We start from the raw sequence: 25,084 nt of genomic DNA on the forward strand, positions 1-25,084 counted from the left end.
GGGAGAGGGTGAAAAGTAAAAGGCCCTTGCGGGCCTTTTTTATATTCTGGTTTTTCTCACGCGATCTGCGTAAATCGACAATGTCTGCTTCAGCACGTCCAGCGTCACCGGTTTCGACAGACAGCTGTCCATTCCTGACTCCAGACAGCGCTGTTTCTCTTCCGCCAGCGCGTTCGCCGTTACGCCCACCACCGGCAGCGTCAGGCCAAGCTGCCGGATGCGCTGCGTCAGGCGGTAACCGTCCATGTTGGGCATGTTGACGTCGCTAAGCACGATATCAATGTGATTTTTACTCAGCACATTCAGCGCATCCACGCCGTCATTAGCGGTTTTGCACTGATAGCCAAGCGATCCGAGCTGGTCTGCCAGCAGGCGGCGGTTAATCGGATGGTCATCCACCACCAGAATCATCATATCGTCATTCACCGACGCCAGAGAATCCGGTGATGGCAATCCGCCGGCGCTGTCGCTCTCTTCCAGTTGCACCTTGTAGATGCGCGCCAGCAGGCTCAACAGCTCGTGCGGCGTTGCAACGCTGTGTACCCATTCACCCGGCGCGCGCTCAACCGGAATGCCGATGTGGTGGCGACAGAAGCGCACCGTTCCTCTCCCCTGCCACGGCTGTTCCAGCATCTCGTCGGAAATCAGCACATCGTCCACGTCCGGCGTTTGGCCTTCATAGCTGCACACCCTGACACCGCTGTGGGTGAGCAGTGCCGTCAGGTAGTCATTCAGTGAAGCATTATGCACCGCCAGCCAGCAGCGCTTATCACTCAGCCCGTCAAGCGTCGCTTTCGCCGGATACTGCGCCGAATAGAGCGGAATGCGGATGGTGAACTGGCTGCCCATGCCGGGCTCGGTATCAACCGAGATATCACCGTCCATCATGCTGACAAGCTTCTCACAAATCGCCAGCCCCAGGCCGGTTCCCTGGAAGTTACGCTGTACGCCGGTACCGACCTGGAAGAACGGGTCGAACAGACGAACCACCTCCTTCGCCGGAATGCCCACCCCCGTGTCGCGCACGCGAATGCTCAGGTAATCCCCCGCCCGGCAGACGTGCAACACGATACAGCCCACATCGGTGAATTTAATGGCGTTGCTGAGCAGGTTAGAGATGACCTGCTGCAGGCGCATCGGATCGCCGTGCAGCGTCAGCGGCACGTCCGGTTCGATGAAGCAGTAAAGCCCCAGCTGTTTACGCACGACCAGCGGCAGATAGTTGGCGCTGATATGGTTCATCACCTCGCGCGGCGAGAACTCCCGCGGTTCGATTTTCAGCTGCTCAGACTCAATTTTAGAGAAGTCGAGAATATCGCTAATGATTTTCAGCAGCAGGCTGGAGGAGTTGTTCATCGCCGTCACCAGCCTGTCGACCCCTTTCGGTAATTCTTTCGTCTGGAGCAGATCGAGGTTACCGATAATCCCATACAGCGGCGTGCGCAGCTCGTGGCTGACGGTCGCAAGGAACATGGATTTCGACTGACTCGCCTGCTCCGCGGCCTGTGCCATCTCCTGCAACGACTCTTCCATTTTCACGCGCGCGGAGACATCCACCAGCACGCAAATCGCCACGTTTTCATTACGATAGCGGGAATGGACAAAGCTAATCTGCAGGTTGGTGTGCGTGCTGGTGAGCACGTCGACGAAGTTAACCTGCTGGCCGCAGATAATTTGCGTCAGCCTTTGCCGGTCCTCATGCGTCAGCATGTTCAGGTAGTTATGCGCCAGTTCGTTACTCAGGATATTTGTCCCGTCCTGAGTACGCAGAATACAGATCCCTACCGGTGCCGACGCGACGATCTTGCGGTTAAACTGTTCGTGTTCCTCCAGCCGCTGGGCGTCGCTTTCGGCAGGAATAAAGATTTTCCGCTCATACATGCGCGCCAGGGTGAACAGCGCCCCACCCGCGATCAGGTTCAGCAGAATGGCATTCATGATAAGAATGCGTATCCGCTCAAGCACCATATCCACCGGCAGCGAATAGACAATACTCAGCGACGAAGGCGGCAGGCTCTTCTTCAGCACCAGCTCGCGGAAACCCGAGGTATAGCCAAACCACGACCGCTCCTGCATCCAGTGCGGCTCGACGTTTAAACGGTTATCGGGCCCGGCAAGCGAGATCAGCTGATGACCATTTTCATCAAGAATGGTCACCCCCATTGGCAGGCTGCCCGGAGTGAAGAAGTTTTCCATGCGAATGGTCTGCTCAATCCCCAGCAGCGCCTGCAGGCGATTGCCCAGATAAACCGGCGTCAGGGCGTAGAAATAGCCCACCCCCGGGCGCGGGCCCTGGCTTACCCAAAAAATGTTATTCCCGCGCTCGTCCTGCGGCGCATTGCGATATTTCACAATACGCTCATGCAGGCTTTTCAGCGCGTCATCACGCTCAACGGGGACATCGCGCAGGCCAAAGTCAGCCATGCAGAGATTTTCACTGCCAATCAGGAATACGCGGTTGAGGTCATAGGCGGCGGAGAAATTGTCTCGCCAGTAGCGCATAAACCAGGCAAGCGATTCCAGCGACCCGCGCCAGGTATTGCTCATGGTGGAGCAGTCGGAGTCCGGGAACAGCGGCTGGAAGTCCGGGACTTCGGTTTTGTCATTACGCCCGCGAAGCGCAAGGATACCGTTTTCCGCCGTCAGGCGGTTTTCGGCAATATACTTCAGCTCCTTCATCACGTCAGACGTTCGCTGAATGTAGCGCTGGGCCTGGTCGGAGCTTAAATTAAACTCCTGGCGGATCTCCGCTTCTTTCTGGTGCAGCGCGTTAACGATGTAAAACACCGAGAACAAGGCCACCAGCAGCCAAAGCAAGAGCGCCAGCGCCCGAAACAGATAGCGAGAAACTTTCAGCGTATTACGAAAGGAGACGAGGTATTTCAAAGGGGCGAGGCTCCGCCGTCGGGGTCAAAAGAATGTGGTTAAGGTAGCGGTAAACGCGCCAGGTCGCAACGTTGACTTATCTGCTTCTGCAAAAGAAAAGGGCCGGAATTCGGCCCTTTTTTGCATCAGGAGACATTACTCGTCAGCGTCGTCCGCTGCATCATCGTCGGTGTCGGCTTCTGGCGCGATTTCATCATCACCTTCCGCGACGCTACCGTCGATGGAGTCGAGCTCTTCGTCATCCACTGGCTCGGCAACACGCTGCAGACCCACCACGTTTTCATCTTCCGCAGTACGGATGAGGATCACGCCCTGGGTGTTACGGCCCACCACGCTAATCTCAGAAACGCGGGTACGCACCAGCGTACCGGCATCCGTGATCATCATGATCTGGTCGGCATCGTCTACCTGCACCGCGCCAACAACGGAACCGTTGCGCTCGGTCACCTTGATAGAGATAACGCCCTGCGTGCCGCGAGACTTGGTTGGGTATTCCCCTTCCGCCGTACGTTTACCGTAACCATTCTGCGTCACGGTCAGGATTGCCCCTTCACCGCGCGGAATGATCAGAGAAACGACGCTGTCTTCGCCCGCCAGTTTGATACCGCGAACGCCCGTAGCGGTACGGCCCATTGCGCGGACGGCGTTCTCTTTAAAGCGCACCACTTTACCGGCGGCAGAGAACAGCATCACTTCATCAGAACCGGAAGTCAGATCAACGCCAATCAGCTCATCGCCTTCATTGAGGTTCACCGCGATGATGCCCGCAGAACGCGGACGGCTGAATTCGGTCAGGGCGGTTTTCTTCACGGTACCGCTGGCGGTGGCCATAAAGACGTTCACGCCTTCTTCGTATTCGCGTACCGGCAGAATAGCGGTGATACGTTCGTTCGCTTCCAGCGGCAGCAGGTTAACGATCGGACGACCACGCGCGCCACGGCTCGCTTCCGGCAGTTGATAGACCTTCATCCAGTACAGACGGCCCCGGCTGGAGAAGCAGAGGATCGTGTCATGGGTGTTTGCCACCAGCAGGCGGTCGATAAAGTCTTCTTCTTTAATACGGGCTGCCGATTTGCCTTTACCGCCACGACGCTGTGCTTCGTAGTCGGTCAGCGGCTGATACTTCACATAGCCCTGGTGAGACAGGGTAACCACCACGTCTTCACGGTTGATCAGGTCTTCAATATTGATATCAGAGCTGTTCGCGGTGATTTCGGTGCGACGTTCATCGCCGAACTGATCGCGGACCAGCTCCAGCTCTTCACGGATCACTTCCATCAGGCGATCTGCGCTACCCAGGATATGCAGCAGCTCGGCAATCTGTTCCAGCAGCTCTTTGTATTCGTCGAGCAGTTTTTCGTGCTCAAGGCCGGTCAGTTTCTGCAGACGCAGATCCAGAATCGCCTGGGCCTGCTGTTCAGTCAGGTAGTACTGACCGTCACGCACGCCGAATTCAGGCTCCAGCCACTCAGGACGCGCAGCGTCATCGCCCGCACGTTCCAGCATGGCGGCCACGTTACCCAGCTCCCACGGACGCGCGATCAGGGCGGCTTTCGCTTCTGCCGGCGTCGGTGCACGGCGAATCAACTCGATAATCGGGTCGATGTTAGCCAGGGCAACGGCCAGCGCTTCAAGGATGTGCGCACGGTCGCGCGCTTTGCGCAGTTCGAAGATGGTACGACGGGTCACCACTTCACGGCGGTGACGCACGAACGCGCTCAGGATCTCTTTCAGGTTCATGATCTTCGGCTGACCATGGTGCAGTGCCACCATGTTGATACCGAAGGAAACCTGGAGCTGAGTCTGGGAGTACAGGTTGTTCAGCACAACCTCACCCACCGCGTCACGTTTGATCTCAATCACGATACGCATACCGTCTTTGTCAGACTCGTCACGCAGCGCGCTGATACCTTCAACACGTTTTTCTTTTACCAGCTCGGCGATTTTTTCAATCAGACGCGCTTTGTTCACCTGATACGGGATCTCGTGAACAATGATGGTCTCACGGCCGGTTTTAGCGTCCGCTTCCACTTCGGCGCGGGCACGGATGTAAATCTTGCCGCGACCGGTGCGGTACGCTTCTTCAATACCGCGACGACCGTTGATGATCGCCGCCGTCGGGAAATCCGGACCCGGGATGTGTTCCATCAGCCCTTCAATGCTGATGTCTTCATCGTCGATATAGGCCAGGCAGCCGTTGATCACTTCGGTGATGTTGTGCGGCGGAATGTTGGTTGCCATACCGACCGCGATACCGGACGAACCGTTCACTAGCAGGTTCGGGATCTTGGTTGGCATAACATCAGGAATGCGCTCGGTGCCGTCGTAGTTATCGACGAAATCAACGGTCTCTTTTTCCAGGTCGGCCATCAGCTCGTGGGCGATTTTCGACATACGGATTTCCGTATAACGCATCGCCGCTGCGGAGTCGCCGTCAACAGAACCAAAGTTACCCTGACCATCTACCAGCATGTAACGCAAGGAGAATGGCTGCGCCATACGGACGATGGTGTCATACACGGCGGTATCACCATGCGGGTGATATTTACCGATGACGTCACCCACGACGCGGGCAGATTTTTTATAGGCTTTATTCCAGTCATTGCCCAATACGTTCATGGCGTATAGTACGCGACGGTGTACCGGCTTCAGGCCATCGCGGACATCCGGCAGCGCACGGCCAACAATGACCGACATCGCATAGTCCAGATAGGAGCTCTTCAGCTCTTCCTCGATGTTAACCGGTGTAATTTCTCTCGCAAGGTCGCTCATCTAACCGCTATCCCTCTACTGTATCCCGGATTCAAAGGTCGCAAATTATAACACAGCCGAGGTGATTGAGGTAAACCTATACGCTTTATTCACAGGGATTGCCTGATATACTCCTTTGTCTTGCTAAATAAGGAGTAAAAGCGCCCATGAATGCCGAAAAATCCCCGGTGGCTCACAACGTTGACCACGAAGAGATTGCCAAATTTGAAGCGGTGGCCTCCCGCTGGTGGGATCTCGAAGGTGAGTTCAAACCGCTGCACCGCATTAACCCGCTGCGTCTGGGCTATATCGCGGAGCGTTCCGGCGGTCTGTTCGGTAAAAAAGTGCTCGATGTCGGCTGCGGCGGCGGTATCCTGGCTGAGAGCATGGCGCGCGAAGGGGCGAACGTCACTGGCCTCGATATGGGCTTTGAACCGTTGCAGGTTGCCCGTCTTCATGCGCTGGAGTCCGGCATCCAGGTGGAATACGTGCAGGAAACCGTCGAAGAACACGCGGCAAAACATGCTCATCAGTACGATGTGGTGACCTGCATGGAGATGCTGGAGCACGTACCCGATCCGCAGTCCGTGGTGCATGCCTGTGCAAAACTGGTTAAACCGGGTGGACAGGTCTTCTTCTCGACGATCAACCGTAACGGTAAAGCCTGGCTGATGGCCGTCGTCGGCGCAGAATATGTGCTGCGCATGGTGCCGAAAGGCACGCACGACGTGAAGAAATTCATCAAGCCTGCTGAGCTGTTAAGCTGGGTTGACCAGACGTGGCTCAAAGAGCAACACATCACCGGCCTGCACTACAATCCGCTGACCGATAAATTCAAGCTCGCACCGGGCGTAGATGTTAACTATATGTTGCATACCACCGCCAAAAACGACTAACGTCATTCGTTATTCTTATAAAGATTGCGCGACATCATGTTGCGCAATTCTGACCTCCCGTTGAAGAAATCAGCACTCGATCAAATTTTGAATTTTTTTTCTTAATTATTGACATGTCTTCCAGGCCTTACGGTACGAGGACTTAGCCTTTTTTACCCTTTCACAACCTCAATTTAACGTCAAAATCAACCCTTGTGCTGAAAAGATTCGATACTAGAATACTCACCATATAGCGTTTTTCTTATCGCAAACCCCCTATATGTAGTATTTATCCACAGAGTTAGTCACAAGACGGTTCTGTGGATAAGCGGGGGATATTTTTTTATTTCACGGACAGGTAAACCCCACATGAATCAGAGTCTGCTGGTGACAAAGCGCGACGGTACCACCGAGCGTATCAATCTGGACAAAATCCATCGAGTTCTCGACTGGGCAGCAGAAGGACTGAACAACGTATCTATCTCCCAGGTTGAACTGCGTTCCCACATCCAGTTCTACGACGGCATCAAAACGTCTGATATCCATGAAACCATCATCAAGGCAGCGGCGGATCTGATCTCCCGCGAAGCACCGGATTATCAGTACCTCGCTGCACGTCTGGCGATTTTCCACCTGCGTAAAAAAGCCTACGGCCAGTTTGAGCCGCCTAAGCTGTACGATCACGTGGTGAAAATGGTCGAGCTGGGCAAATACGACACGCATCTGCTGGAAGACTATACGGAAGAAGAGTTCGAGCAGATGAACGGGTTTATCGATCACTGGCGCGATATGAACTTCTCCTATGCGGCGGTGAAGCAGCTCGAAGGCAAATACCTGGTTCAGAACCGCGTAACCGGTGAGATCTACGAAAGCGCCCAGTTCCTCTATATTCTGGTGGCTGCCTGCCTGTTCTCTAACTATCCGCGCGACACCCGTCTGGAATACGTGAAGCGTTTCTACGATGCGGTATCGACGTTCAAAATTTCTCTGCCTACGCCAATCATGTCTGGCGTGCGCACTCCAACCCGTCAGTTCAGCTCCTGCGTACTGATCGAGTGTGGTGACAGCCTGGATTCCATCAACGCCACCTCCAGCGCCATTGTGAAATACGTTTCCCAGCGCGCCGGTATCGGTATCAACGCCGGTCGCATCCGTGCGCTGGGCAGCCCGATTCGCGGCGGTGAAGCGTTCCACACCGGCTGTATTCCGTTCTATAAACACTTCCAGACAGCAGTTAAATCCTGCTCGCAGGGCGGCGTGCGCGGCGGTGCAGCGACCCTGTTCTACCCAATGTGGCACCTGGAAGTGGAAAGCCTGCTGGTGCTGAAAAACAACCGCGGCGTGGAAGGCAACCGCGTGCGCCACATGGACTACGGCGTACAGATCAACAAGCTGATGTACACCCGTCTGCTGAAGGGCGAAGACATCACCCTGTTCAGCCCGTCCGACGTCCCGGGCCTGTATGACGCGTTCTTCGCCGATCAGGACGAGTTCGAGCGTCTGTACACCAAATACGAAAAAGACGACAGCATCCGCAAACAGCGCGTGAAGGCGGTAGACCTGTTCTCCCTGATGATGCAGGAACGTGCCTCTACCGGTCGTATCTACATCCAGAACGTTGACCACTGCAACACCCACAGCCCGTTTGACCCGGTTGTTGCGCCAGTGCGCCAGTCTAACCTGTGCCTGGAGATCGCCCTGCCGACCAAACCGCTGGAAGACGTGAACGACGAAAACGGTGAAATCGCGCTGTGTACGCTGTCCGCGTTCAACCTGGGTGCGATTAAGAGCCTGGACGAGCTGGAAGAGCTGGCCGTGCTGGCCGTACGTGCCCTCGACGCCCTGCTTGATTACCAGGATTACCCAATCCCGGCAGCCAAACGCGGTGCGATGGGCCGCCGCACGCTGGGTATCGGCGTGATCAACTTCGCCTACTGGCTGGCGAAAAACGGCAAGCGTTACTCTGACGGCAGCGCCAACAACTTGACGCACCAGACGTTTGAAGCCATTCAGTACTACCTGATGAAAGCCTCCAACGAGCTGGCGAAAGAGCAAGGCGCGTGCCCGTGGTTCAACGAAACCACCTACGCGAAAGGCATTCTGCCAATCGACACCTACAAGAAAGACCTGGATGCGATTGTCAGCGAGCCGCTGCACCTCGACTGGGAAGGCCTGCGCGAGTCTATTAAGACTCACGGCCTGCGTAACTCCACGCTCTCTGCCCTGATGCCGTCCGAGACCTCTTCGCAGATCTCGAACGCCACCAACGGTATTGAGCCTCCGCGCGGCCACGTCAGCATTAAAGCCTCGAAAGACGGCGTGCTGCGTCAGGTGGTACCGGATTACGAGACGCTGGGCAACAACTACGAGCTGCTGTGGGAAATGCCAAATAACGACGGCTATCTGCAGCTGGTGGGTATCATGCAGAAGTTTATCGACCAGTCGATCTCTGCCAATACCAACTACGACCCAACGCGCTTCCCGTCCGGCAAGGTTCCGATGCAGCAGCTGCTGAAAGACCTGCTGACCGCCTATAAATTTGGCGTGAAAACCCTGTACTATCACAACACCCGTGATGGTGCGGAAGACGCCCAGGACGACATGGTTCCGTCAATTCAGGACGATGGCTGCGAAAGCGGCGCATGTAAGATCTAAGCACTTCGCCGGGTGGCGCTACGCTTACCCGGCCTACGGTTTTGTAGGCCCGGCAAACGCAGTGCCGCCGGGCAATAAAATCTCAACAGGACTCACCGCAATGGCATATACCACCTTTTCACAGACGAAAAACGACCAGCTCAAAGAGCCGATGTTCTTCGGCCAGCCGGTCAACGTGGCACGCTACGATCAGCAAAAATATGACATCTTCGAAAAGCTGATTGAAAAGCAACTCTCCTTCTTCTGGCGCCCGGAAGAAGTGGACGTTTCCCGCGATCGTATTGATTTCCAGGCATTGCCGGATCACGAAAAGCATATCTTCCTCAGCAACCTGAAGTACCAGACGCTGCTGGACTCCATTCAGGGCCGTAGCCCGAACGTGGCGCTGCTGCCGCTGATCTCGATTCCTGAGCTGGAAACCTGGGTGGAAACCTGGGCGTTCTCCGAGACGATCCACTCCCGCTCTTACACCCATATCATCCGCAACATCGTGAACGATCCGGCGGTGGTGTTTGACGATATCGTCACCAACGAGCAGATCCAGAAGCGCGCCGAAGGCATTTCCCACTACTACGACGAGCTGATCGAGATGACCAGCTACTGGCATCTGCTGGGTGAAGGCACGCACAACGTGAACGGCAAGACCGTTACCGTGAACCTGCGCGCGCTGAAAAAACAGCTGTACCTGTGCCTGATGAGCGTCAACGCGCTGGAAGCGATCCGCTTCTACGTCAGCTTTGCCTGCTCCTTCGCCTTCGCCGAGCGCAAGCTGATGGAAGGCAACGCCAAAATCATCCGCCTGATTGCCCGTGATGAAGCCCTGCACCTGACCGGCACCCAGCACATGCTGAACCTGCTGCGCAGCGGCACGGACGACCCGGAAATGGCTGAAATCGCCGAAGAGTGCAAGCAGGAGTGCTATGACCTGTTCGTGCTGGCGGCTCAGCAGGAGAAAGAGTGGGCAGATTACCTGTTCCGCGACGGCTCCATGATTGGCCTGAACAAAGACATTTTGTGCCAGTACGTTGAGTACATTACCAACATCCGTATGCAGGCCGTCGGTCTCGATTTGCCGTTCCAGACGCGCTCTAACCCAATCCCGTGGATCAACACCTGGCTGGTGTCCGATAACGTGCAGGTAGCGCCACAGGAAGTGGAAGTGAGTTCTTACCTGGTCGGTCAGATTGATTCTGAAGTCAACACTGACGACCTGAGCGACTTCCAGCTCTGATGACGCGCGTAACGCTGAGCCTTTCGCGCACCGAAGTGTTGTGCCAGGAAGAGCACCCTTCCCTGCTGGTGGCGCTTGAAGCGCATCAGGTGGAGGTAGAGTACCAGTGTCGTGAAGGCTATTGCGGCTCCTGCCGCTGCCGCCTGGTCGCAGGCCAGGTGGACTGGCTGACCGAACCGCTGGCCTTTATCAACGAAGGGGAAATTTTGCCCTGCTGCTGCAGGGCAAAAGGCGATATTGAGATCGAGATGTGATTGCGTCGGGTGGCGCTTCGCTTACCCGACCTACAAAACCGCATTTCGTAGGCCGGGTAAGGCGCAGCCGCCACCCGGCAATTTCAGCGTTTATCCTTCAAAAAACTCACCGCTTTATCCGGGAAATCCGTAAACAGTCCGTCCACGCCCGCCTGGTTATACAACACCTCATAAAGCTGATTCACGTCCGTGGCATACGGCGGCAGCTGGTCTGCACGCACCGTGTACGGGTGGACCTGCATCTTGCTGGCATGCGCCTCTTTCACCATCGCCGTCAGCTTCACGTGGCCCGGGGTCGAACCCTCCGCCACCAGCATGTGGTAATCCGGCCCGATGCCGTCGGCGTACTGCGCAATCTGCTTCATCGCGCCCGGCTTAAACATCCAGTCGTAGTTGTAGTTCACCCACTTGCCGTCCGGCTGCTTCTCCTGGGTTTCATTCCAGTCGGTATAGGCAATCAGCTGTACCAGATTGAGGTTCATCCCCATCTTCGGCTCCAGCTCGGTTTTGATGCGCTTCAGCTCGGCGGCGTCAAAGCACTGCAGGTAAACCTTGTCCTTCTTGCTGGTGTAGCCGTACTGCTTCAGCACCTCCAGCGTCTTCGCGGCAATGTCTTTCCCTTCCTGGTGGTGGAACCACGGCGCTTTGATTTCCGGGTAGATACCGATATTTTTCCCGGTTGAGTGGTTCAGCCCCTGAACAAACTCAATCTCTTCCTGGAAGGTGTGGATCCGGAAGTCAGATTTGCCCATCGGGAAACGTCCCGGATAGACCTGCACCTTCTTGCCGTTTTCAAACTCGAAGCCTTCGGTAAACTTCAGGGAGCGGATCTCATCCAGGGTAAAATCAATGGCGTAGAACCGGCCATCTTTGCGGGCGCGGTCCGGGAAACGCTCCGCCACGTCCGTCACGCGGTCAAGATAATGATCGTGCAGGACCACCAGCTGGTCGTCCTTCGTCATCACCAGGTCCTGCTCCAGATAATCCGCGCCCTGCGCATAGGCCATCGCTTTTGCCGGCAGCGTATGCTCCGGCAGATAGCCGCTCGCGCCGCGGTGGGCGATGACGATTTTATCTGCCGCCAGCGCGGACCCGGTCATCAGGCCCGCCAGCAGCAGGCCGGTTGTTAAGAATGATAATTTCATGGCAATGCTCCTTATTGACGACGTGCCTGCACTTCCGCGTGGTGACGTTTCTCACCAATCATCACGATAATCAGCAGCAGTACCGCCAGCACGCTACCGCCAATCATCACCATAAAGCCGCCGTCCCAGCCGAAGAAGTCAACGGTATAGCCCACGATAGCGCTCGCCGCGACCGACCCACCCAGATAGCCGAACAGACCGGTAAAGCCTGCCGCCGTGCCTGCCGCTTTCTTCGGTGCCAGCTCCAGCGCGTGCAGACCGATCAGCATAACCGGACCATAAATCAGGAAGCCGATGACGATCATACAGGCCATATCTACTGACGGGTTGCCCGGCGGGTTGAGCCAGTACACTACGGTGGCGATGGTCACCAGAGTCATAAAGAAGACGCCCGTCGCACCGCGGTTGCCTTTAAACACCTTGTCCGACATCCAGCCGCAAAGCAGCGTGCCCGGGATCCCGGCGTATTCATACAGGAAGTAGGCCCAGGAAGATTTATCCAGCGCGAAGTGCTTCACCTCTTTCAGGTAAGTCGGTGACCAGTCCAGAATGCCATAGCGCAGCAGGTAAACGAACACGTTCGCTACCGCGATGTACCACAGCAGCTTGTTCGGCAGGACGTACTTCATGAAGATCTGTTTTGCGGTCAGCTCTTCTTCATGCTCCTTGCTGTAATCATCCGGATAGTCGTTTTTGTACTCTTCGATCGGCGGCAGGCCGCAGGACTGCGGCGTATCGCGCATCAGGGCGAAGGCAATAATCGCCACCACGATGGCGCCAAAGGCAGGCATATACAGCGCGGCTTTCCAGTCGTTGAACCAGGCCATTCCCAGCAGGAACAGCAGAGGCGGAATGCCGCCACCCACGTTATGCGCGCAGTTCCACACCGACACGATGCCGCCACGCTCTTTCTGCGACCACCAGTGCACCATAGTGCGTCCGCACGGCGGCCATCCCATACCCTGGAACCAGCCGCAGAGGAACAGCAGCACGAACATGACGGCAATGCTGGAGGTTGCCCACGGCACAAAGCCCATAAACAGCATAACCGCTGCCGCCAGGATCAGGCCGGCCGGCAGAAACACGCGCGGGTTCGAGCGGTCGGACACTGAACCCATAATGAATTTGGAAAAACCGTAGGCGATGGAAATACCTGACAGCGCGAACCCCAGATCGCCACGGGAAAAGCCCTGCTCCACCAGGTACGGCATGGCGAGCGCGAAGTTTTTACGAACAAGGTAGTACGCCGCGTACCCGAAGAAGATCCCCAGGAAAATTTGCCAACGCAGACGGCGGTATAGCGGATCAATTTCTGCCTCTGGCAGACGCGCCCGATGCGGCGCAGGTTTGAAGATACTGAGCATGACAGCCTCCGTGGCCAAAAATTGTATTTACAGGGGTTTAACTGCCCCATACTCCAGAGAGGTCGCGATGTTAAGAAATCACAGTGATTGTTACTGTGAATCAACGCACAGATTGTTACAGAAATATGACAGAATGCGCAAAAAAGCGCATGAAATCGCGTTTCACTTTCGAATTTCGCTCGTTTGTGTTCGAAATCAAACAAACCACAGTTTTCATGTGGCTAAATGATAAAAAAACGAACACAGAGGGATGACAATGACAATTCACGATCCTCGTTACAGCGATGTGATTATCATTGGCGGTGGCGCAACCGGCTCTGGCATCGCACGCGATTGTGCCCTGCGGGGATTAAGCGTCACGCTTCTGGAGCGCCATGACATAGCGACGGGCGCTACCGGCCGCAATCATGGACTGCTTCACAGCGGCGCCCGCTACGCCGTGACCGACGGCGAATCCGCGCGCGAATGTATCGCCGAAAATCAGATCCTGCGGCGTATAGCCCGCCACTGCATTGAACCCACCGATGGTCTGTTTATTACGCTTCCCGAAGACGATCTCGCCTTTCAGTCAACCTTTATTACCGCCTGCAGCGCGGCGGGGATTCAGGCCGAGGCTATCGACCCTGCCCTCGCACGGCGCATTGAGCCCTCCGTCAACCCGGCCCTGACGGGCGCGGTAAAAGTGCCTGACGGTACGGTTGATCCTTTTCGCCTGACGGCCGCCAACATGCTGGACGCTCGCGAGCATGGTGCGCACATACTGACCGGGCACGAAGTGACCGGGCTTATCCGCGAAGGCCATCGCATCTGCGGCGTGCGGGTGTATGACACGCAATACAATGAACACAGCGAGCTGTTTGCCTCCGTCGTCGTGAATGCCGCGGGGATCTGGGGGCAGCACATTGCGGAATACGCTGAGCTCTCGGTTCGCATGTTCCCGGCGAAAGGCTCCCTGCTGATCCTCGACCACCGCATTAATAACCACGTGATCAACCGCTGCCGCAAACCGTCCGATGCCGACATCCTCGTCCCCGGCGATACCATTTCGTTAATCGGTACCACCTCAACGCACGTGGACTACAGCGAGATTGATTACAACCGCGTGACCGCCGAAGAGGTGGATATCCTGCTGCGCGAAGGGGAAAAGCTGGCCCCGGTAATGGCGCAGACCCGGATCCTGCGGGCCTATGCGGGCGTACGTCCGCTAGTCGCCAGCGATAATGACCCAAGCGGGCGAAACGTCAGCCGCGGCATTGTGCTGCTCGACCATGCCGCGCGTGACGGCCTGGACGGGTTTATCACCATCACCGGCGGCAAGCTGATGACCTATCGCCTGATGGCGGAGTGGGCAACGGATGCCGTCTGCCGCAAGCTGGGCAATACCGAACCGTGCGTAACGGCAGAACAGCCTCTGCCCGGTTCGCGGCAGTCCACCGAGAAGACGCTGCAAAAAATTATCTCTCTGCCAGCCCCTCTGCGCGGATCGGCCATCTATCGCCATGGCGACAGAACGCCGGCCTGGCTGGGCGAAGGGCGGCTGAGCCGCAGCCTCGTATGCGAATGCGAAGCCGTGACCGCCGGTGAAGTGCAGTACGCGGTAGAGAACCTGACGGTCAATAGCCTGCTCGATCTCCGCCGCCGCACCCGCGTCGGAATGGGGACCTGCCAGGGCGAGCTGTGCGCCTGTCGTGCCGCCGGTCTGCTGCAACGTTTTCATACCACCACCGCCACCCAGTCGCTCGATCAGCTCAGCGCGTTTTTAAACGAGCGCTGGAAAGGCATTCAGCCTGTTGCCTGGGGAGATGCCCTGCGTGAAAGCGAATTTACCCGCTGGGTCTACCAGGGGCTTTGCGGTCTTGAGAAGGAGCAACGCGATGAAATTTGACACCGTGATTGTCGGCGGCGGGCTGGCAGGCCTGCTTTGTGGCATCAAACTCACAAAGCGGGGGCTACGCTGCGCCATTATCACCCGGGGTCAGAGCGCTCTGCACTTCTCGTCGGGATCGCTGGACCTGGTGGACGATCCGTACCGCGATAAGCTGCCGCCGGAGCACCCCTATCACCTGATCGGCGCGCATAATATTGACCGCTTTGCCCTGGAAACCGAAGCGCTACTGGCGGACTGCGGCGCGCGCATGAAGGGGAGCGCCAGGCAAAATCATCAGCGCGTCACGCCGCTCGGTACCCTGCGTTCCGCCTGGCTAAGTCCGGAGGAGGTGCCCATTACCCCGTTCAGCGCCGCGCGCGTGCGGGTAGTGGGTATTAGCGGTTTTCTTGATTTTCAGCCCCATCTCGCGGCGGCATCGCTTTGCCGCCAGGGCGTTAATGCCGAAACGGCAGAGATAGAGCTGCCCGAGCTTGATGTTTTGCGCGACAACCCGAGCGAGTTTCGCGCGGTGAATATCGCCCGTTTCCTCGATAACGAAGATAAGTGGCCGCTGCTGTATGACGCGCTCAGGCCGCTCGGCGAAAGCTGCGACGCGCTGTTGATGCCCGCCTGCTTCGGCTTACGCGACAACCGGCTCTGGCGCTGGCTCTCGGACCGACTGCCCTGCACGCTCGGCCTGCTGCCAACGCTGCCGCCTTCCGTACCGGGTATTCGCCTGCATACCCAGCTCCAGCGCCAGTTTGTTGCGCAGGGTGGCGTCTGGATGGCGGGTGACGAGGTGAAAAAAATCACCCTGACGGACGGCGCGGTAAGCGAAGTCTGGACGCGCAACCACGATGATATTCCGCTTCGCGCCCGCTATACGGTGCTGGCAAGCGGCAGTTTCTTCAGTAACGGACTGCTGAGCAACCGGGAGGGCATTCGGGAAGCCATTATGGGGCTGGATGTCCGGCAAAGCGCCTCCCGCGCGGACTGGTATCAGAGTGATTTCTTCTCGCCCCAGCCCTGGCAACAGTTCGGCGTGATTGTCGATAACCAGCTACACCCGCAGCTTTCCGGTAAGCCCGTCAGCAATCTCTTTGCCATCGGCTCGCTGCTGGGCGGATACGATCCCATCGCTCAGGGATGCGGTGGTGGCGTCTGCGCCGTCACGGCGCTGTATGTGGCAGAGCGGATTATCCAGCTCACGGAGGCTGAACAATGAACGACACCCGTTTTGAAAGCTGCATTAAATGCACGGTGTGTACCACCGTCTGCCCGGTCAGCGGCGTGAACCCACGCTATCCCGGACCAAAGCAGGCCGGACCGGACGGCGAGCGTCTGCGTCTGAAGGACGGCAGGCTGTATGACGAGGCGCTGAAATACTGCATTAACTGTAAACGCTGCGAGGTGGCCTGCCCGTCGGATGTTAAAATCGGCGATATCATCCAGCGCGCCCGGGCGCGCTACGGCACGCAAAAGCCGACGCTGCGGGACGCCATTCTGAGCCACACCGATCTGATGGGCAGCGTCTCAACGCCGTTTGCCCCGCTGGTGAACGCGGCGACCTCTCTCAAACCGGTGCGCCAGCTGCTGGATGCCACGCTGAAGATAGACCATCACCGCAGCCTGCCGAAATATTCTCACGGCACCTTCCGCCGCTGGTATAAGTCCGTCGCGGCGGAGCAAGCGAAGTATGTCGACCAGGTGGCCTTTTTCCACGGCTGCTATGTGAACTACAACCACCCGCAGCTGGGTAAAGATCTGCTGAAGGTGCTTAACGCCATGGGAACGGGCGTTCAGCTACTGAACAAGGAGAAGTGCTGCGGCGTACCGCTGATTGCCAACGGGTTTACCGATAAAGCGCGCAGGCAGGCCAAAAGCAACGTTACGTCGCTGCGCGAAGCCATTGTCGACAAGGGTATTCCGGTGCTGGCGACCTCGTCCACCTGCACCTTCACCCTGCGCGACGAGTACCCGCATCTGCTGGACGTGGATAATAGCGGGCTGCGCGAGCACATCGAGCTGGCGACGCGTTTCCTGTGGCGCAAGCTGGATAGCGGGCAGACGTTGCCGCTGGGGAAACTGCCCCTGAAAGTGGTGTACCACACGCCGTGTCATATGGAGAAAATGGGCTGGTCGCTCTATACGCTTGAACTGCTGCGGTTGATTCCGGGCCTTGAGCTAACGGTGCTGGATTCGCGCTGCTGCGGGATTGCAGGAACCTACGGCTTCAAGCGTGAGAACTACGAAACGTCACAGGCGATTGGCGCCCCGCTGTTTCGCCAGATTGAAGAGAGCGGCGCGGATATCGTGGTGACCGACTGCGAAACCTGCAAGTGGCAGATTGAGATGTCCACCAGCAAGCGCTGTGAACATCCGATTACCCTGCTGGCGAAGGCGCTGGGCTAAACGGTGCCGGGGCGAAAGGCCCCGGCACGGGTTTTACTCAACGAACAGCGACTCGACCACATGGATCCAGCCGTGCTCGCTGGCAACCTCTTTGCCATTCAACCAGCGGCGCAGCATGTTCAACGCCATCATGGCGCAAACCTCCTGACGCACCGCCAGGCTGTGGCGGGTGATGCTCATTTTTACCCGCAGCGCCCAGGTGCCTTCCGGCGTGGCCAGCGCGAAGTTAAGGTATTCCTCATCCAGCCCCCCGACAAACAGCGCCAGGCCGGCAAAATGTTTCACCCTTCTTTCAGAAGCCCAGCGGGCGGTCTGCGCCAGCGTTTCCTGCTGGAACGGCACCACTTCGCTGGCCAGCAGCGGCGCGTTAACGCGCGACAGCTGCAGCGCCAGCAGGCCGCCGGTGAACTGCTCGCTTAAGGTCACGCTCAGCTGGCGCGACTGCAGATGCTTCGCAATCTGCGCCGGAAGCCCTTCCGTGCCTTCAAAAATCAGGCTTTCGCCCGCCACGCGCTGCACCTCAGGCCACAGGGCCAGCATCGCCTCTTTCTGCGTGGCCGGACCGGTAAGCTTAAGTTCAATGATCGGCATGGAGGAGCGATAGCCCATGGACACGTCCGGCGGCAGTGCCAGGTGGTCGAGGCTCTGAGCCAGATCGCTTTCCGAGCGGCCAAAGGTGGTCAGACGCAGGCAAAGCGGGGGTTCCGGCAGGGTAAAACGATCGCGAAGGCGCGGCAGGATCTGCTGCTCGACCATCACTTTAAATTCTGAGGGCACGCCCGGCGTGAAGAACATCAGGCAGCGGTTCAACTGCATGGCAAACCCGCACGCGGTGCCGACCGGGTTATCGACCAGCTCAGCGCTGGCGGGGATTTCAGCCTGCTTGCGGTTGCTGGGGGCCATGATGCGGCCGCGTTCGGAGAAAAAGCGCTCCATCTGCGAAAGCCACGCCTCGTGCAGCACCAGCCCTTCGCCTTTTGCGGTCGCGGCGGCCAGCGCGCTGAGATCGTCGCTGGTAGGGCCGAGCCCACCGTTCACAATCAGCACGTCACAGTGTTCGCTGCGTTCACGCAGAATAGCGACCAGTGACTCAAGATTGTCGCCCACCGTGTTGCGGCGCGTTAACGGTAATCCTTGCTCAAAGAAAAGATCGGCAAGCCAGGCAGCATTGGTATCAATAATTTGGCCATGCAGTACTTCGTCGCCGGTGGATAACATCTCCACGTTAATCATTATGTTCTCCCGCTAATTTGGTCAAAACACTATAGCGCAAACGCGGGGTGGAGAAGAGAGAAACTGGCGCGACAGAATGCCGCGCCGGAGTGATTAGAAGCCTGCGCTGACGCCCACGTACGGGCCGTCGGCCAGCGCGTTGTCGCGGTTGCCGTCTTTGCCGGCCAGGTTCAGATAACGATAGCCTGCTTCGATGGTAATCGGACGCATGATGGTCCAGCGCGCGCCGGCGTTGGCTTCCTCATAGCTTTCGATACCGCTTGAGAGGGAGTCGGGAGAATAGTAGTACTCGCCAAACAGGCCGAAGCTGTCGCCAATCTTCCACTGCAGGCCGCCGCCCACTGCCGCCGCGTACCCTTCGTCACCGTCATTTGGGTTGGTATAGATACCTTTACCGCCGACGGTCGCCAGGAACGGGCCGAGAGGAACGTTAAGACCCAGGCCGAGGCTGGCCGCGTCGCCGTCGTCATCGTTATGCGTCCAGCCGCCGGTCATCGCCAGACCGGAGGTCTCTGTACCCATGCCAAAGCCCAGGTGGGTATAGTCCTGACCCGCCGAGCCGTTAATGCTAATAGCGTTAGCCGCCGCAGAAACAACCATCAGGCCGAAGCCCATTAATGCCACTTTTTTCATTGTCGCGATCCCGCACATTTTATAAGAAGTCCCAAAACCGCGAGATTTTAACCTGACTCTTCCGGGGATCAAGCACTCTGCGTGCGGCAGGTCGGTAGATTGTAACTATTTGAAACGGCTATTATCCTTTCAGCGATGCGTTCACCCACTGCTGCAGCGCACGACGCGAAACTTTAATGCCGCCATTTTTAAGCTCGGTCGGCAGCAGCAGCCAGCGGACGGGCTGCTCAAAACGCGCCAGCTTATCCGTGACCCAGTCAGGCAAACAGGCGATATCCGTTCCCGGCTCACACTCCACCACCGCCACCGGACGCTGCCCGAACTCGGCGTCGTCCAGCGGGACGATAAACACCTGGTTAATCTGCGGATGCCGGGCGATAACCCGCTCCAGGCTTTCCGGCTGGATCCCTTCTCCGCCGCTAAAAAAGAGATTGTCCATGCGGCCCAGAATCGTCAGGCGGCCGTCATGCAGCTCGCCGCGATCGCGGGTGGCGAACCATCCTTGCGCATTGGTCAGCGGAATCAGCGCGCCGTCGCGCCAGTAGCCTGAGGCCATGCTTTGCGCCCTGATCCAGACCTCACCGTTAACGACCTGCACCTCTCGGCCCGGCAGCGCGCTGCCCACGTCCGGCTCGCCGTCCGCCGCTTTCGCGCAGACGGTAGAGGCAAACTCGGTCAGGCCGTAACCGCAGAAGGTGCGAATTCCCTGCTCTCTCGCCTTTTGCGTCAATTCCACCGGAATGGCCGCCCCGCCAAGCAAAACCGCTTTCAGGGCAATGTGGCTTTCGGTATTCAGAAGACGCCAGAGCTGGGTCGGCACCAGCGAGGCGTGCGTACAGCCGCGCAAGGCCTGCGCCAGCGGCTGTTTCTCGCGTACGGTTAACCGTGCGCCAGCCAGAAGCCAGCGCCATAAAATACCCTGACCGGAAACGTGAAACAGCGGCAGCGAAAGCAGCCAGTCGTCGTCTTCACCGTAGGGCATCAGCGTCAGCACGCCGCGCGCGCTGGCCAGATGGGCCTCGCAGGTATGCACCGCCGCCTTAGGCAGACCGGTAGAGCCGGAGGTCAGCGTCATGGACGCCAGCCGCGCAGGCTGCCACGCGGCGCGATATTCACCCGCGCGCTCGCGCATGCTCAGGGGAGGAAGAGCGTCGTAGAGACCGTCCAGCACCAGCGCAAAGCGCAGGGTCATCTGGGGAAGCAACACGTCCAGCAGCGGGCGCGGCAGCTGTGGATTCACGGGAAGGATCCGCGCTCCGCACTGGAGCAGCGCCAGCCACGCCAGCAGGGTTTGCGGGTGGTTATGAGCCAGCAGCAGCACGCCGTCGCCCTCCTCCACGCCCTGCTGGTGAAACCCCGCCGCAAGGCTGTCGACGCGCGCGCACAGCTGTTGCCAGGTAAGCGTTTCGTCGTTCAGCCTCAGAGCAGGCTTATCGGCAGACAGGGCGCTCCAGTGCCGCCACGGCCAGTCGGTAAAACTCATAACAACGGCTCCAGCGCCTCGGTGCCGAGGCACGGCAGCGCACTGTCCGGCCACGTGCGGATAAGCTGGGCCTGCATCAGGTTCAGCGTATCGAGGCCAGGCACCGTGGCCGGCGTTAACCAGGCGGCAATACGCGCCAGCTGGGTCAGCCCCAGGCTGGACTCAATCGACGAGCTGATTACCGCCGTCAGCCCTGCGGCGTGCGCCGCCGCGACCTGCTCGCGCACCTTCGCCAGACTGCCGGTCAGCGTCGGCTTAATCACTACCGCGCTGACGCCGGGTTCGGCAACGAAGGCAAAACCCGCTTCGCGCAGGCTTTCATCCCAGGCGATGGCAATCCCCGTTTCGCGGGCAAACGCGCGCGAATCGTCGCGGGTTTTACACGGCTCTTCCAGGAAGGCAATGCGGCTGCGGTACTCCGGGTTGACGTATTTCGCAAACTGCTGCGCCTTCAGCGGCGTCCAGGCGCGGTTAGCATCCAGACGCAGGTGCAGGTCGGGGATCGCCTCCAGCAGCAGGTTGGCAACCATGCCGTCGCGCACCGCTTCGTAGAGGCCGACTTTGATTTTCGCGACCTTCTCGCCCGGCATGACGGAGAGCAGCGCGAAGAGTTCGTCCGGATCCCCTGTGCAGAGCGGTGCCGCGCGGTAGTTAGCCTCTTCAGGCAGGCTATCGTCCAGCTCCGCCAGCGCGCAGCTGATACCAAAAGCCGCGGAAGGCACGTCCGGTAACGCCGGGTTCTCGCCCTCACGCCACGCGTCTGCCCACGTCAGCAATGCAGCCTGCGCGTCCTCCAGCGACTCCAGGCTAAAGCCCGGCAGAGGCGAAATCTCGCCCCAGCCTTCCCGCTCGCCCTGCTGCAGATGCACGAAGAAGCCGTCACGGGTTTTTAACCGCCGCTCACGCAGCACCACGCCCGCGTCCATCGGTATCTGCCAGCGGTAAACCTGCGCGCGACGCATTACGGGTTCCGTTTGTATTTGCTGAAGTCCGGCTGGCGTTTTTCGTTAAACGCGTTGCGCCCTTCCTGACCCTCTTCGGTCATGTAGAACAGCATGGTGGCGTTACCCGCCAGCTCCTGCAGACCCGCCTGACCGTCACAGTCGGCGTTGAGCGCGGCTTTGAGGCAGCGCAGCGCCATCGGGCTGTTTTGCAGCATTTCGCGGCACCAGCGTACGGTCTCTTTTTCGAGATCGGCAATCGGCACCACGGTATTCACCAGACCCATATCCAGGGCTTCCTGGGCGTTGTACTGACGGCACAGGAACCAGATTTCACGGGCTTTTTTCTGCCCGACGATGCGTGCCATGTAGGAGGCACCCCAGCCGCCGTCGAAGGAGCCTACTTTCGGGCCCGTCTGGCCGAAGATGGCGTTCTCTGCCGCAATGGTCAGGTCACACATCATGTGCAGCACGTGCCCGCCACCGATGGAGTAGCCTGCCACCATCGCCACCACCGGTTTTGGACAGGTGCGGATCTGACGCTGGAAATCGAGCACGTTCAGGTGGTGCGTGCCCGCATCGTCCTGATATCCGCCGTAGTCACCGCGCACTTTCTGATCGCCGCCGGAGCAGAACGCCTTATCGCCTTCGCCGGTCAGGACAATCACGCCGATGTTGTCGTCGTAGCGTGCATCCGCCAGGGCCTGAATCATCTCTTTAACGGTCAGCGGACGGAAGGCGTTGCGCACCTGCGGACGGTTAATGGTGATTTTGGCAATGCCGTCGGTGGATTTGTGGTAGCGAATGTCGGTGTAGCCTTCGGAGCAGTCTTGCCATTCAACCGGTGCATAGAGCATGTTTTCATCAGGATAGATCATAGAATGTCCTTTATACGAAGACGCAGTATCTGAGCCAGACTCGCGGTAACCGCATCGGGATTTTCCCGGTGGGCGTTGTGTCCGGCGTTGGGAATTGCATGGCGAACGGCGTTCAGCTCAGCGGCAAGGGCCGCAAACTTCTCATCGCGTTCGCCATAGAGATAATCAAAAGAGAAATGGCGTGCCCCAAGCGCGGCACGCAAATCGGGCTGCACGGCCAGCGACGTCGCTTCGAGCATCATCCCCAGCGCCGCGCCGCTGTTCTGGCTGCGCAGGGTAATCAGCGCCTCGCGCTGGGCATCCGTGAGTGAGGCAAAAACGGGCTGTTGATACCAGTCAGCGAATACCTTACTCAGCGGTTCAGTACGAAAACGTCTCGCCCAGCGGCGGTCAGATGCCAGCCGCGCATTTCGCGCTTCGGCATCCTCCAGGCCCGGATGCCCGCCCTCTACCACCACGCCCAGCAGCCCCTCAGGCTGCTGGCAGGCATGGAACATCGCAATGCGGCCGCCGAGGGAGTACCCGATGAGCCAGAACTTGAGTATGTTGTAACTAAGCAAGGTTTGGGTGAGCAGCGTGCTCATCTCCTCAAACCCCGTCACGCTCAAATCTCGGGATCCACCGTGACCCGGCAGATCCAGATACAGCCGGGGGTAGTCGCTGAGTTTTTCACCGACCCTCTGCCACTCGCGGCAGTCCCCGGAAAAGCCGTGCAAGAAGACCAGCCAGGGATAGCCTGGCTCGCCGGCCCGCTGCACGCCAGAGAGGATCACAGCTGGCTCACCTGCGCCAGCAGGCTTTGCAGCATCTGCGCACCATCTGCATCGTTCACCACCAGCTCAATCAGCGTCGCGCCCGGCTGTTTCCAGGCGGTGCCCAGCGCGGCATCCAGCTGTTCCCAGCTTTCAGGGCGATGGTATTTCAGGCTGAACATCGCCGCGGCGTGTTCGAAGTGCACATTCTGCGGCATCAGATAGAAGCGCTCGCGCTCGCTCTGCGGCGTGGGCAAAAGGGAGAAAATCTGCCCGCCGTTGTTGTTGACCACAATCAGCACAAACGGGGCTGACGCCTGACGCAGCAGCGCCAGCGCGTTGAGATCGTAGAGCGCGGAGAGATCGCCCACGATCGCCAGCGTCGATTTCGCGCTGGCGCGCTGCACGCCCGCCGCCGTTGAGATCAGGCCGTCGATGCCGCTGGCGCCGCGGTTGCTATAAACCGGGTAGCCGGCAGGCAGCTTCGAAAAGGCGTCAATCAGGCGCACCACCAGGCTATTGCCGACAAACAGCTGCCCCTGCTCAGGCAGAAGCTGGCGAATACGGTGCGCCAGCCCGGCCTCGCTAAACGCGTCGCAGTGCGCTTTGGTCAGCTCCCACGCCTGACGCGAAAGGTCCGGGAGGATCACCGCCCAGGGTTTGCGCTTTTCTGCCGGATGGAGCGTCAGCCAGGCGTCAATACTGCTGACCAGGCGACGACCGCGATGGTGCGCCGGGTCGAGTCGCCCTTCCAGCGGATCCACCAGCCAGTACTCTTCCGGCGTGCAGGTAGCCTGCCACTGCAGTAACCGCTTGCCGGTCAAACTCGAACCCAGCTGCACCACAATCTGCGCATGCGACAGCTCGGTAACCGCTTTCGCATTACCCAGCCAGAGGTCGGCGCACGGCAGCGGCTGACCGGTCTGGGAAAGCACATCGCCAATCAGTGGCCAGCCGAGCGTTTGTGCCCATTCCGCGACCAGCTTGCCTTCCGCGGCGCTCATGCGCCCGGCGATGACCACACCGCGCTTCTGCCGCCAGAAGAACCAGTCGCGCTGTTTTGCGCTCTCAAGGTGCGTCTGCTCGCGTAGCCACGGTTTTTCACTCTCCCACCAGTCACCGAGAGAGTGCTGCCATTCCAGGCCGGTGTCGTCCAGCTCACCGTACAGCGGCTCCGCAAACGGGCAGTTGATGTGCAACGCCCCCCCACGCAACGTCTCCATGGCGTGATCAACGGTGGAAACCAGCCAGCTTGCCGGAATATCCTGGGTGGGACGCGGTAACGAAATCGTCTGCGACGGATGTGAAGCAAAGAGTCCCGGCTGGCGAATCGCCTGATTGGCGCCGCAGTCAATAAGCTCAGGGGGGCGATCGGCGGTGAGCAGAATCAGCTTTTCACCGGTTAACCCGGCTTCGATCAGCGCCGGATAGAGGTTTGCCACCGCGGTACCGGAGGTGACAATCACCGCCACAGGTTCTTTGCTGGCTTTCGCCAGGCCCAGTGCGAGGTGGCCGAGGCCGCGTTCATCAAAGTGGGTGTGATGAATCAACGCCCGGTTTTCGGCGGCCGCCAGCGTCAGCGGCGTTGAGCGAGAACCCGGTGCAATACACACGTGCCTGACGCCATGGCGCGTCAGGGCTTCAAGGATCACCGCCGCCCAGCGTCGGTTAAAAGAACTTACTGACATGAGATTGTCCGGTATCAAGAATGCGACACAGTATAA

18 protein-coding genes are annotated in these 25,084 nt (G+C 58.6%); 7 read left to right on the forward strand and 11 right to left on the reverse strand.

The window, feature by feature from the left end:
- Window positions 1–39: 39 nt before the first annotated feature.
- Window positions 40–2,886: a two-component system sensor histidine kinase RcsC gene (gene rcsC / locus ACWHWP_RS16060; protein WP_447856001.1), complete on the reverse strand. Its 2,847-nt coding sequence runs from the start codon at window positions 2,884–2,886 to the stop codon at window positions 40–42.
- A 135-nt stretch (window positions 2,887–3,021) separates the two neighbouring features.
- On the reverse strand, window positions 3,022–5,658 hold the full coding sequence (gene gyrA, locus ACWHWP_RS16065; protein WP_059312824.1) for a DNA topoisomerase (ATP-hydrolyzing) subunit A: 2,637 nt from the start codon (window positions 5,656–5,658) through the stop codon (window positions 3,022–3,024).
- A 146-nt stretch (window positions 5,659–5,804) separates the two neighbouring features.
- On the opposite strand from gyrA, the gene ubiG reads away from it, so the two are divergent.
- From ubiG to yfaE, 4 genes are all read left to right on the forward strand, one after another.
- On the forward strand, window positions 5,805–6,533 hold the full coding sequence (gene ubiG / locus ACWHWP_RS16070) for a bifunctional 2-polyprenyl-6-hydroxyphenol methylase/3-demethylubiquinol 3-O-methyltransferase UbiG (RefSeq protein ID WP_039263205.1): 729 nt from the start codon (window positions 5,805–5,807) through the stop codon (window positions 6,531–6,533).
- Window positions 6,534–6,881: 348 nt separating this feature from the next.
- Complete coding sequence (gene nrdA, locus ACWHWP_RS16075; protein ID WP_023312513.1) at window positions 6,882–9,167, forward strand: class 1a ribonucleoside-diphosphate reductase subunit alpha; 2,286 nt, start codon at window positions 6,882–6,884, stop codon at window positions 9,165–9,167.
- Between the two features lie 100 nt (window positions 9,168–9,267).
- Window positions 9,268–10,398 (forward strand): class Ia ribonucleoside-diphosphate reductase subunit beta, encoded by a 1,131-nt coding sequence (gene nrdB / locus ACWHWP_RS16080; RefSeq protein ID WP_047346599.1) that lies wholly within the window; start codon window positions 9,268–9,270, stop codon window positions 10,396–10,398.
- Complete coding sequence (yfaE, locus tag ACWHWP_RS16085; protein ID WP_063957860.1) at window positions 10,398–10,652, forward strand: class I ribonucleotide reductase maintenance protein YfaE; 255 nt, start codon at window positions 10,398–10,400, stop codon at window positions 10,650–10,652. Before nrdB ends, yfaE begins: the two co-directional genes overlap by 1 nt.
- 83 nt (window positions 10,653–10,735) lie before the next feature.
- Here the strand turns inward: yfaE and glpQ are convergent, their stop codons facing one another.
- Together glpQ and glpT are read right to left on the reverse strand one after the other, a co-directional pair.
- Window positions 10,736–11,797 carry a glycerophosphodiester phosphodiesterase gene (gene glpQ, locus ACWHWP_RS16090; protein WP_447856002.1) on the reverse strand — a complete coding sequence of 354 codons (1,062 nt, stop codon included), beginning with the start codon at window positions 11,795–11,797 and terminating at the stop codon, window positions 10,736–10,738.
- An 11-nt stretch (window positions 11,798–11,808) separates the two neighbouring features.
- Window positions 11,809–13,161: a glycerol-3-phosphate transporter gene (gene glpT, locus ACWHWP_RS16095; protein WP_059312828.1), complete on the reverse strand. Its 1,353-nt coding sequence runs from the start codon at window positions 13,159–13,161 to the stop codon at window positions 11,809–11,811.
- Window positions 13,162–13,417: 256 nt separating this feature from the next.
- Between glpT and glpA the strand changes: the two genes are divergently transcribed.
- The 3 genes from glpA to glpC are packed head-to-tail and all read left to right on the forward strand — an operon-like array spanning window position 13,418 to window position 17,440.
- Window positions 13,418–15,046: an anaerobic glycerol-3-phosphate dehydrogenase subunit A gene (gene glpA / locus ACWHWP_RS16100; protein WP_447856003.1), complete on the forward strand. Its 1,629-nt coding sequence runs from the start codon at window positions 13,418–13,420 to the stop codon at window positions 15,044–15,046.
- Window positions 15,036–16,253: a glycerol-3-phosphate dehydrogenase subunit GlpB gene (gene glpB / locus ACWHWP_RS16105; protein WP_059312830.1), complete on the forward strand. Its 1,218-nt coding sequence runs from the start codon at window positions 15,036–15,038 to the stop codon at window positions 16,251–16,253. The genes glpA and glpB overlap by 11 nt, the downstream gene beginning before the upstream one ends.
- Window positions 16,250–17,440: an anaerobic glycerol-3-phosphate dehydrogenase subunit GlpC gene (glpC, locus tag ACWHWP_RS16110; protein WP_063429109.1), complete on the forward strand. Its 1,191-nt coding sequence runs from the start codon at window positions 16,250–16,252 to the stop codon at window positions 17,438–17,440. The genes glpB and glpC overlap by 4 nt, the downstream gene beginning before the upstream one ends.
- Window positions 17,441–17,473: 33 nt before the next feature.
- On the opposite strand, the gene ACWHWP_RS16115 is transcribed toward glpC, so the two are convergent.
- From ACWHWP_RS16115 to menD, 7 genes are all read right to left on the reverse strand, one after another.
- Complete coding sequence (locus ACWHWP_RS16115) at window positions 17,474–18,673, reverse strand: nicotinamide mononucleotide deamidase-related protein YfaY (protein WP_059312832.1); 1,200 nt, start codon at window positions 18,671–18,673, stop codon at window positions 17,474–17,476.
- A gap of 93 nt (window positions 18,674–18,766) precedes the next feature.
- Window positions 18,767–19,306, reverse strand: a complete 540-nt coding sequence (locus ACWHWP_RS16120; protein WP_059312833.1) for a YfaZ family outer membrane protein — start codon at window positions 19,304–19,306, stop codon at window positions 18,767–18,769.
- Window positions 19,307–19,427: 121 nt separating this feature from the next.
- Window positions 19,428–20,789 carry an o-succinylbenzoate--CoA ligase gene (gene menE / locus ACWHWP_RS16125; RefSeq protein WP_447856004.1) on the reverse strand — a complete coding sequence of 454 codons (1,362 nt, stop codon included), beginning with the start codon at window positions 20,787–20,789 and terminating at the stop codon, window positions 19,428–19,430.
- Window positions 20,786–21,751 (reverse strand): o-succinylbenzoate synthase, encoded by a 966-nt coding sequence (gene menC / locus ACWHWP_RS16130; protein WP_447856005.1) that lies wholly within the window; start codon window positions 21,749–21,751, stop codon window positions 20,786–20,788. Before menC ends, menE begins: the two co-directional genes overlap by 4 nt.
- Window positions 21,751–22,608: a 1,4-dihydroxy-2-naphthoyl-CoA synthase gene (menB, locus tag ACWHWP_RS16135; protein ID WP_023312524.1), complete on the reverse strand. Its 858-nt coding sequence runs from the start codon at window positions 22,606–22,608 to the stop codon at window positions 21,751–21,753. The genes menC and menB overlap by 1 nt, the downstream gene beginning before the upstream one ends.
- Window positions 22,605–23,381: a 2-succinyl-6-hydroxy-2,4-cyclohexadiene-1-carboxylate synthase gene (menH, locus tag ACWHWP_RS16140; protein ID WP_063957853.1), complete on the reverse strand. Its 777-nt coding sequence runs from the start codon at window positions 23,379–23,381 to the stop codon at window positions 22,605–22,607. Before menH ends, menB begins: the two co-directional genes overlap by 4 nt.
- Window positions 23,378–25,048, reverse strand: coding sequence for a 2-succinyl-5-enolpyruvyl-6-hydroxy-3-cyclohexene-1-carboxylic-acid synthase (menD, locus tag ACWHWP_RS16145; protein ID WP_447856006.1), 1,671 nt, complete (start codon window positions 25,046–25,048; stop codon window positions 23,378–23,380). The genes menH and menD overlap by 4 nt, the downstream gene beginning before the upstream one ends.
- Window positions 25,049–25,084 lie beyond the last annotated feature (36 nt).

This window comes from Enterobacter sp. WI-ESBL-E8, from assembly GCF_053364895.1.

Coding starts and splice junctions, on each gene's coding strand:
- nrdA (WP_023312513.1), top strand. CDS start 6,882: ATGAATCAGAGTCTGCTGGTGACAAAGCGCGACGGTACCACCGAGCGT.
- glpA (WP_447856003.1), top strand. CDS start 13,418: ATGACAATTCACGATCCTCGTTACAGCGATGTGATTATCATTGGCGGT.
- glpB (WP_059312830.1), top strand. CDS start 15,036: ATGAAATTTGACACCGTGATTGTCGGCGGCGGGCTGGCAGGCCTGCTT.
- menB (WP_023312524.1), bottom strand. CDS start 22,608: ATGATCTATCCTGATGAAAACATGCTCTATGCACCGGTTGAATGGCAA.
- glpC (WP_063429109.1), top strand. CDS start 16,250: ATGAACGACACCCGTTTTGAAAGCTGCATTAAATGCACGGTGTGTACC.
- menD (WP_447856006.1), bottom strand. CDS start 25,048: ATGTCAGTAAGTTCTTTTAACCGACGCTGGGCGGCGGTGATCCTTGAA.
- ubiG (WP_039263205.1), top strand. CDS start 5,805: ATGAATGCCGAAAAATCCCCGGTGGCTCACAACGTTGACCACGAAGAG.
- nrdB (WP_047346599.1), top strand. CDS start 9,268: ATGGCATATACCACCTTTTCACAGACGAAAAACGACCAGCTCAAAGAG.
- ACWHWP_RS16115 (WP_059312832.1), bottom strand. CDS start 18,673: ATGATTAACGTGGAGATGTTATCCACCGGCGACGAAGTACTGCATGGC.
- menC (WP_447856005.1), bottom strand. CDS start 21,751: ATGCGTCGCGCGCAGGTTTACCGCTGGCAGATACCGATGGACGCGGGC.
- glpQ (WP_447856002.1), bottom strand. CDS start 11,797: ATGAAATTATCATTCTTAACAACCGGCCTGCTGCTGGCGGGCCTGATG.
- gyrA (WP_059312824.1), bottom strand. CDS start 5,658: ATGAGCGACCTTGCGAGAGAAATTACACCGGTTAACATCGAGGAAGAG.
- menE (WP_447856004.1), bottom strand. CDS start 20,789: ATGAGTTTTACCGACTGGCCGTGGCGGCACTGGAGCGCCCTGTCTGCC.
- ACWHWP_RS16120 (WP_059312833.1), bottom strand. CDS start 19,306: ATGAAAAAAGTGGCATTAATGGGCTTCGGCCTGATGGTTGTTTCTGCG.
- glpT (WP_059312828.1), bottom strand. CDS start 13,161: ATGCTCAGTATCTTCAAACCTGCGCCGCATCGGGCGCGTCTGCCAGAG.
- yfaE (WP_063957860.1), top strand. CDS start 10,398: ATGACGCGCGTAACGCTGAGCCTTTCGCGCACCGAAGTGTTGTGCCAG.